1 pseudogene is annotated in these 385 nt (G+C 45.5%); it reads left to right on the top strand.

Annotated features, from left to right (window positions below):
* A pseudogene (locus DWZ03_RS07690) lies at positions 1-385 on the top strand (hypothetical protein); the annotation flags it as partial.

The following is a 385-nucleotide window of genomic DNA, read 5'->3' as shown; positions in this document are numbered from 1 at the left end:
CCCACGGTGCAGGCCGCTATACAGAAAAGGTGACCGGTTACGACAAAAACGGCAATATCCTGTCTTTGCAGTGCTACGGGCAGACCTCCGCATCAGTCTACGGCTTGATCACTCTTACGGGCAATCTGCTGAATCGTGTGGACGATACCGCTACGACTTCTGCTTACAACAACGGTTTCGAGTTCAAGGACGGCGTGAAGCAGGCGAATGAATACAACTACGATTCCAACGGGAATTTAACTAAAGATTTAAACAAGGGAATTACCAATATATCGTATAATTGTTTAAATTTGCCTAGTGTAGTAACTTTTAGTGATGGTAGCACGATTACCTATACTTATGCAGCCGACGGCACAAAGCTGAAAACTGTCCATAAGACAGGCAG

Origin of the sequence: Bacteroides sp. AF29-11 (genome assembly GCF_003602895.1) — a bacterium.
In the GTDB taxonomy this organism is placed as follows: Bacteria; Bacteroidota; Bacteroidia; order Bacteroidales; family Bacteroidaceae; genus Bacteroides; species Bacteroides uniformis.
Note: the sequence above shows the minus strand (reverse complement) of the source record. Positions and strands in the feature narration are given on the sequence as shown.